Annotated in this window: 4 protein-coding genes; 1 reads left to right on the top strand and 3 read right to left on the bottom strand. The window is 66.1% G+C overall.

Annotation, left to right across the window (positions count from 1 at the left end; translation table 11 throughout):
- Positions 1–174 precede the first annotated feature (174 nt).
- Positions 175–399: an MbtH family protein gene (locus ACTOWJ_RS05005; protein WP_441333503.1), complete on the top strand. Its 225-nt coding sequence runs from the start codon at positions 175–177 to the stop codon at positions 397–399.
- 86 nt (positions 400–485) lie between these two features.
- Here the strand turns inward: ACTOWJ_RS05005 and ssb are convergent, their stop codons facing one another.
- The 3 genes from ssb to ACTOWJ_RS04990 form a co-directional block, all read right to left on the bottom strand.
- A complete protein-coding gene (gene ssb, locus ACTOWJ_RS05000; RefSeq protein ID WP_441333502.1) occupies positions 486–1025 on the bottom strand; it encodes a single-stranded DNA-binding protein in 540 nt (179 codons plus the stop codon).
- 508 nt (positions 1026–1533) lie between these two features.
- Entirely contained in the window at positions 1534–5346 is a 3813-nt protein-coding gene (locus tag ACTOWJ_RS04995; RefSeq protein WP_441333501.1) for a hypothetical protein, read from the bottom strand.
- Positions 5347–5356: 10 nt separating this feature from the next.
- On the bottom strand, positions 5357–8939 hold a 3583-nt coding region (locus tag ACTOWJ_RS04990; protein ID WP_441333500.1), incomplete at its 5' end, for a DUF7507 domain-containing protein.

The following is an 8939-nucleotide window of genomic DNA, read 5'->3' as shown; positions in this document are numbered from 1 at the left end:
AATCCCGCAGCGACGCTCGCACCATCGCTCCGTTCCGCGGCTGCAGAGAATGCAACCCGTCGCTGCGTATCATCCCCGCCTGTCGATACGACATGTGGATTTTCCCCACGGCTGCCACCTCAGGCCACGCCACCTGCTTTGCAACCTACTTTTAACTGGTAACTGGAGAACGCCATGACCAATCCTTTCGAAGACAACAACGGTACCTTCCTCGTCCTGGTGAACGACGAAAACCAGCATTCGCTGTGGCCCGAGTTCGCCGAAGTCCCGGCCGGCTGGAAGACCGTGTTCGGCCCGGACCAGCGCCAGGCCTGCCTGGACTATGTCGAGCAGCATTGGGTCGACATGCGGCCGGCCAGCCTCGCGGCATTGGACAGCGCGAACTCCACCGCCGCCTGACAACGCGCAACAACGCTGAAAAGCAGAAGGGCCTGCAGCAAGCAGGCCCTTCAAGGCAAAAGTTACGCTTTCACCCGTGGTAGCGATCAGAACGGGATATCGTCGTCCGCGAAATCGTCTCCGAAATCGTTCGACTTGGCCGGCGGGGCCTCGCGACGCGGCGCGGAATCGCGACCACCACCGCCGCCGCCGCCACCGGCGGGACGCGCGGAACGTTCGCCGCCACCACCGCCACCGCCGCGGAACTCGCTGCGGCCGCCGCCTTCGGCACGACCACCGCCGCCGCCACCTTCGCCGCCGCCGAGCATCTGCATCTCATCGGCGATGATGTCGGTGAAATACTTCTCGACGCCGTCCTGACCGGTGAACTTGTCGTAGCGGATCGAGCCTTCGATGTAGACCTGGCGGCCCTTCTTCAGATACTCGCCAGCGATCTCGCCGAGCTTGCCGAACAGCTTGACCCGATGCCACTCGGTGCGTTCCTGCTGGTTGCCGTCCTTGTCCTTGCGCACGCTGGTGGTGGCCAGGCTGAGGGTGGTCACGGCCATGCCGCCCTGGGTGTATTTGGTCTCCGGATCGTTGCCGAGGTTGCCGACCAGGATGACTTTATTGACGCCGCGTGCCATGGGATTCCTTACTGATTGCCGATTTGGATGGCCTAAGGGTCGATTATAGCCCCTCCATTCGCCATCGGCCGGTGGCGCGGTCGGGGGTCGGAATTGTCCGGTCCACAGGGCCGGAAAACGCGGAACGGAGCTTCGAGCGGGGCCAGGGTTGTGCGCCTTGTGCCGGGGCGGGCTTCGAAAGCGTTGCGGGGCGGCCGCGCTGCCCCGCCGGATCGGGGGAGTCCGGGAATGCCGGCGTTGCACTGGGAGCGGTATCGGATCGCCTGGGCGGCGGGCTGGGTCAGGTCCGGTCGCGGGGCTGGGTGGTCCCGGGCTGGGTGACCTCCGCAACGGTGGGCTGGCGCTTGCCACGGGTTGCCCGGGGGCGACGGGGGGCGACGCGACCGGGGAGTTCGCGGTCGCGGCTTGCGCCGCTGCTACAGGGGGCTGCCGGGCACGTTTCGCTGTGCCGGGAACGGAAAAGGGCGCCCTCGCGGACGCCCTTTTGGGGGGCCACCTGATCGGTTGATCAGTAGTAGCCGGCCATGTTCAAGAACCAGCCCTTGTTGTCGTATTCCAGATCGGTCAGGTCGTCGCTGAAGTCGGTGAAGTTGTAGCCCAGGCCGACCTTGAAGTTTTCGCCGATCTGACGGTCCACGCCGACCAGCCAACCGCGCCGGTCGCCGCCGTCCTTGACCGCCAGCCAGCGGTACTCGGCCATCGCGTCCCACTTGGCGATCAGGTGATAACGCACCTGCCCGGCCAGCAGATCGGCGCGGCTGTCCAACCACGGACCGGTGCCGCGGCCCATGCGGTAGTCGCCCCAGCGGCTGGCGGCCTTGCCGGCCACTTCCCACTTGTCGTCGAGGCGGTAGATGCCTTCGAACGACAGCACCTGCGATCGCTGGTCGTACTTGTCGTCGCGGTCCTGGCCGATGGTGGCCAGGTTGTACAAATAGATGTACTTGCCGAACGCGGCCCAGCGCGAGTTGTCGTGTGGACGATAGGCGAAGCCGAGGTTGCCCTCGATGGTCTTGGCGTCGCGCTCGATGTCGAGGCGGTCGTTGATGTCCTGGTAGACCACGCGCGCGGCGATGCGCCAGTCTTCGTTGATCTTGTGGAACAGGCGGTTGCTGGTGACCCACACTTCGCGCTGTTCGGCTCCGCTGTCCTTGCGGTACTCGATCTTGCTCGACCAGTCGGTGCGCGGATCCGTGCGGCCGCCACTCAGGCTGTAAGCGCGGCGGTCGACGTGACCGGTGGAGGCCTCCAGATCGCCGTCCATGATCGCGAAGCCCAGGTTCCAGCCTTCAGCCGGATAGAAGTCCATGCCGAAGGTATGCATGATGCCTTCGCTGGAATCGCGCGGATCCTTGAGGAACTGGCTTTCGTTGTAGAGGTTGGTCTGGTTGTTCAGGCGCCAGCGCTGACCGATGGTCCAGCCGGTCTGCAGGGCGTTGTCGAACAGCGGATCGCGCTCGGTGCTGTCGGTGCTGAAGGTGTAGGCGCCGTACAAGGTGTGATCGGTGCTCAGGCGGTACTCGGCGTCGACCTTGCCGGCTTCGCCGCGGCTGCCGCTGCTGACTTCCGCGCCGACGCTGGAGCGGTCGCCGAACAGATAGCGCGCACCGAGGGTGATCAGGTCGTTGCGGTCGTATTTGCCGCCGTCGTCGTCGACCGTGTACTGGCCGGTCGCATACAGCTCCAGGGTCGAGCCGATGCGATGACGGTAGCTCAGCGCGAACAGCATCGCGTCGATATCGCTCGCAGGAACGGACGAGGTGGCGCCGCGCTCCTCGCGGATGCGGCGCAGTTCGGCGCCGAGCTGGTCGTCGTTGGTGATGCGCCAATCGGCGGTCAGCTGGCTCTGCTCGAGCGACTCGGCGCCGCGCTCGCGACGGGTGTGGCGGCCGAACAGGCTGAAGTTCTCGGTGAAATAACCCAGGAACTCGGCGCCGTATTCCTGCACCGCCTCGCCTTGATCGAAGCGCGAAGTCGAGAAGCCGGCGTCGATGTCGCGCCACCAGGCGCCCATGCTCCATTCCTGCTGGGTCCAGCCCAGTTCCTTGAGGTTGGCGCGCGCCTCGACCTTGTTGGCGTCGCCCTTGCGCAGGCCTTCGATCGGGTTGATGCGGGTGAAGTCGACGCCGCCGTTGGTCGAATACCAGATCGGCGCGGCGGTGGATTCCGAACGGGTCTTCTCCATCCGCAAGTAGGTGCCGCGGCCGGCCTGCAGGGTCAGGTCCACGCCCTTGAGCGAGTAGTCGTCGCCGCTGCGATTTTCATCGATGTAAGTGCCGCCGACCGCGAAGTGGTCGCCGAGCCACTGCTTGCCGCGGAAGCCGGCGCTGATGTCGTCGGTCTGGAAACCGGCGGGAACGTATTCGTAATCGACCAGCAGGCGCTGGGTGTAGCCGTCCAGCGGGTTGTCGCGGGTCAGGGTGCGCACGTTCTCGCGGGTGATCTGCGACAAGGCGCGGGTCAGGTTGATCCGGCCCTGCATGTCGTTCATTTCGTAATCGGCGCCGCGCTTGAGGTCCACGCGCGATTCCACCCGCCCGGTGGTGACGTCGCGGATTTCCACCGTGACCTTTTCCGAACCCGGCAGGATGTCGTTGTGACGCAGTATGTAGATGCTGTTGCCGGTACCGAGGAACTCGGTGTGGCCCAGCGCGCTCTGCGCTTCGGAACCGAACAGCTTGAGTTCGCTGCGCGGATCGCCGAGCACGGTGGTGTCGCGGCTGCGCCAGTTCAATGCCGCGCCGTACAGCGAGCGGTTGTACTGGCCGTACTCGGTACCGGTGATGCCGGTATTGAAATTGCCCCACATCGCCTGGTTCTGATCCCAGTCCACGCGCAGGTACAACTTGCCCTGGGTATCGACGTCGCGATAGGTGTTGGAATCGTCGCCGTAGATCGGGTAGTACAGGTTCGGATCGAGGCGGCGGAAGATGTCCTGCGCGTCGGCATCGAAGAAGCCGTTGAACAGCCGCTTGATCTCGTTCTCGCGGGTATCGGCCTGGGCGGTGATCAGGTACTTGCCCTGAACCTTGCCCTTCAAATAGAACGCCAACCGGCCTTCGCTGATGAAGCTGTCGTCGTACCGGCCCTGGTCTCCGGCCGCCAGCGGCTCGATGTTGCCGCTGACGTTGTTCTCCGACAGGGTCACGTCGGCCAGCGCGACCAGGAAGCTGTATTTGCCGGTCACGTTGACGTCGAGGTTCTTCTGGACCTCGCTGCCGCCGCGGTTCTTGATCTTGACCGCGTAGGTGTGCGGACCGACCGGTTCGAGGAACTCGGCGGCGAACTTGCGCTCCAGATCGATCGGGAAGGTCTGGTCGTTGATCGTCAGCTGGGTGTCGCGCGGAATGTCGCGGCCGTAGATGCGCACGCGCGAGCCGTACACCGGGATGTTCTGGATCCGGATCGCGTTGCTGCCGTAGATCGCGGTGGTGATCGCCAGGTCCTGCGCGTTGCGCTCGTCGATCGGCTGGCCGAGCGTGCGCTGGACTTCATCGCGCTGGATCTGCACGCCGCGGTCGTACTCCTCAGGTTTAAGCAACTGGATGCGCTGCGGAGTGATCTCGTCGAACGCGCCGTCCTTGCCGTAGGCGCGCGCGATGTAGATCAGCTCGTCGCCGGCGAGCAGGTTGATGTTGGTCGGCAAGGTGCCGTCCCATTCCTGCTCGGACACGTTCGCCACCGGCAGGTCGATCGTCGCCAGCGGCGTCACCAGATCGGTGTCGCTGCCGCGGTAGACGGTGATCTGCAGCTTCTCGATGAAGGACGCGTAGTTGGTGTAACCGTGGAAACGCACCGGCTTGGTGATGCGGCCGTTCTCGAACGGTGCGGTGGAACCGGACTGCACGTTGAGCACCGGCGGGCCGAGGGTGGGATCTTCGGTGGCCCAGATCACGCCGCCGTTGGGCAGGTCGATCTGGAACTTGCCGGCGATCTTGGCCGCGCCGGGCGTCAGGTTCTCGCGAACCACGTCGACGCGGCGATTGGCCTGCAGCGCGGCCGGATCGTCGCCTTCGACGACCGGCTTGGTTTCGCCGCGGGTACGCACGCGGAACAGCAGACCCTCGTCGCTGCGGCATTCGCTGCCTTCGCACTTGGCGCGCGGCGTCTGCTCGGTCGCTTCGGTCTGCGGTTTGTCGAGTGAGGTCAGGTCCACCGGCACCGGCGTGGTACGCCGGCCCAGTTGCTCGATCGGCGTCAGCGGCGCCGGGTTGCGCAGCGGATCGTTGCCTCCGGCCTTCTGCGCGAGCGCGGGTGTGGCGACGCCGGCGGACAGCAAACCGATCAGGGTCATGTCCAGAAGCTTCATCTTCATCTTCATGGTCATGTCCTCAGCGGTTGCCCACGCCGACCGGCGCCTGGGTGTCGTCAGTGATATCCACACGCACTTTCTGCCTCACCTCGGGCGTTAGCTCGGCCGAGATCGCTTCGAACACGGCCTTGGCGCGACGCAGACCCAGCTGCACGTTGTAGGCGGCTGCGCCGCGTTTGTCGGCGCGGCCGATGACGCCGACCGCTCCGCTGCCTTGCTGATTGAGCGCCTTGGCGATCTCGCTGATCAGCGCCTTGTACTGCGGTCTGATCGTGGCCTGGTCGGTGTCGAACAGCAGCTCGCCCAGCCGGATCGACGGATCACGCCCTTCGACGGCCTGGCTGACCAGCGCCTGGCTCGCGTCGACGCCGGCCACCACGTCCACCTGCACCTTGCGCGCCAATTCCGGATCGGACTCGAGCCGCTTGAGCAGTTCGGCCTGCACCGCCCGGGCGCGGGCGAAGGCCAATGCCTCCTCCTCGGCCTGCGCGGTGACGGTGACGCTGCCGCCGCCGGCATCGCGCAGACGCTCGACCACGTCCTCGAACATCGGCGCGTAATCCGGCTTCACCTTGGCGCTGCCGGCTTCGAACATCACCTGGCCCAACTCGACGTCGGTGTCGGACTTGCCGCCGCTGATTTCGCCCGGCGGCAGCTTGACGCCGAAGTCGAAGCGGGTCGGAACGCCCTGGGTGATGCGGCGCACGCGCGGATTCTCGCTGGTGAACACCGAGCCCGGAGGCAACGTGGCCGGATCGACCTTGAGGATGAAGTTGCGTCCGCGCGCGGCGTCGCCGCCGTGGATGCCCTCGAGGTGGTAACGACCGTACGAGTCGGTTTCCATGATCAAGCCTTCCACCGATGCCACGCGCACGCCCGGAACGCCGCGTTCCTCGACCCCGTTGTTGCGGATCGTGTAGGCGACCTCATAGCCCGCCGCGTTCTGGCTGACCTGACGGCTGACCTGCAGATCCTGCGCGGTCAGACCCTTGGCGGCGTCGCCGCGGCCGCGTTCGACCGTGGTCTTGCCTTCCACGTCCATGCGCACCGTGGTGCCTTCGTCGGTGGTCAGCACGAAGTCGTTGCTGAACTCCAGCGCGGTCAGGCTCTGACGCACGACCACCTGACGCTGCGCCGCCGAAGCCGCGTCGGAACTGCGGCCGTCGATGCGGCCCAGCGCGATGCCGTGCAACAGCGGAGCGCTGGCGTCGGGCTCGGCGACCGGACCTTCGCCGCGGTCGACCGTGGTCGAACCGGCGACGTAAGCGCCAGGCGCGAAGCCGCCCTGCACGCGCACGCCGGTGGCCTTGGCCGAATCCTGCCAGCCGTCGCCGTCGCGATCGTCGTACACGCTGCCCACAATCAGACTGTCTTCCAGCAGCGGGTCGCCGGCCATCAGAACTTCGGCCGTCGCATCGTTACTGATCTTGTTGCCGCGGCTGTCGTAACCGGCGACCTGGTTCTTGTGCGCGCCCTTGCCCACGCCGGCGCCGACGCGCAGGAAGTAGCTCACCGAGCCCTTGCCGCCGACGGCGATGTCGATCCCGGTGATGCGCAGCGGGTTGGCGCTGGTCACCACGCCGTTCTTGTTGTCGTCGTCCACCGTCAGCGAGTTCTCGACGAAGGTGAAGCCGGCCGGCGGAATGTCGACCAGGCTCGCGTCGACCGCGGGCGAATCACCGACGTTCTCGATCTGCACGGTGTAGCGGACCAGATCGCCGATCTTGACCTCGCGCACCGCCGCGGTCTTGACCAGGCGCAGCACCGGCGCGTTGGCCACTACGGTGATGGTCACCGTCGCGGTCGAGCACACCGGCGTCGGCGTGGACACGTCGCAGACGCGGTAGGTGAAGGTATCGGTACCGGCGAACAGCGGGTTCGGCGTGTAGGTGCACGAACCGGCCGTGCAGGTCACGGTGCCGTTGGACGGCTGGCCGACGATGGTCAGCGAGTTCGGATCCAGCGGCGCGCCGCTCACGGTGTCGTTGCCGATCACATTGATCGTCACCGGCTGGCCCTGATCGGTCTGAGCTGTGTCGGGCGTCGCGGTGACCGTGTTCGGCTGCACCGTGACGGTAACCGTCGCGGTCGCGCAGTTGGTCGGATTGAGCTTCTCGCAGATCGTGTAGACGTAGCTGTCGGTGCCGCTGAAGTTCGGACGCGGCGTGTAGGTGATGGTGCCGTCGCTGTTGACCACGACGGAGCCGTTGGCCGCAGCGGTGCTGACCGTGATCAGGACCTGGCTCGGATCGATCGGCGCGCCGTTGAGCGTGTCGTTGCCGATCACGTTGGTGCTCACCGGCGTGTTCTGCGGCGTCGCGCCCGTGCCGCCGGCGGGATCGTCGGTGGCGGTGATGGCGGGCGCGGTCACGGTGATGGTCACCGTGGCGGTGTCGCAGTTGCTCGGGTTCAACACCTCGCACAGCTGATAAGTGATCTGGTAGTTGCCGGCCGGAGTGCCCGGTGCGACATCCACGTTGCCGTCGGCCTTGACCGTCAGCGGGCCGTTGGTGTTCGGAGTCACGGTGACGTCGGCGGGATTGACGTTGCTGCCGCCGAGCGTGTCGTTGCCGAGCACGTTGACCACGTTGGTGCCGCCGGTGCCGCCGTTCACCGGGGTGGCGACGACGTCGTCGACGGCGTCGACGACCGCGGCGTCCACCGTCACGGTCACGTTGGCCTGCGTGCAATTGGTCGGATCGGCGATTTCGCAGATCTGGTAGACCACCACGTAGCTGCCTTGCGGCGTGCCCGGGGCGACTGTCACCGCACCGGTGGCCGGATCGATGGTCACGTTCGGGTTGGTGGTGGACACCTGACTGATGGCGACCGTCGACAGCGTCGCCGGCTGGCCGTTGAGCGTGTCGTTGATCAGCACGTTCGGCACCACCTGCCCGCCCGCGGCGCCGTTGGCGACGGTGCCGGCATCCGGCTGGGCCACGATCGGTCGACGCGCGACCGGTGTGGTGACCTGCGGCGCGGGTGTCGGCGTCGGGATTTCGGTAGAGGTCGCGCTGGCGTTGTTGACGATGCTGCCGGCAGAGGCATCGGCGACTTGCACCGTGTAAGTACCGGTGACCGTGCACACCGCGCTGCCGCCGGTCGGCGCCATCGGCGGGCAATTCCAGCTCGAAGGCGTGGTCTTGCTGTCGTTGATGACGACGTTGTTGAGCGTCACGTTGCCGGTGTTGGTCGCGGTGATGGTGTAGGTCAGCACGTCGCCGATTGTCACCGAGCCGCTGCCGTCGTTATCGGCGTTGGTGGGTTGGGACTTGACCAGCGTCATGGCCGGGTTGCGCGCGGTCAGGGTCACGGTCTCGGTATCGGTGCCCGTCACCGTGCCGCCGCCCGGCGGCGCGCCGGTCGCGGTCGCGGTGTTGACCAAGGTGCCGCCGGCGTCGACTTCGGGCTGGGTGACCACATGCGAGTAAGCGTTACAGGTCGCGATCTGGGTCGGGCCCAGATTGGCCGGCGCACAGGTCAGTGTCGACCCGCTGCCGTTGTTGAACACGTCGGTCACGGTCACACCGGTGATCGTCACGTTGCCGGTATTCGTCACCGTCACCGTGTAGTTGATCGTTTCGCCCGCTTCGACCGTGTTG

Source organism: Lysobacter sp. CA199 (assembly GCF_052078715.1).
Taxonomy (GTDB): domain Bacteria; phylum Pseudomonadota; class Gammaproteobacteria; order Xanthomonadales; family Xanthomonadaceae; genus Lysobacter.
The sequence above is the reverse complement of the archived record's forward strand: the minus strand, read 5'-3'. Positions and strand labels throughout refer to the sequence as shown.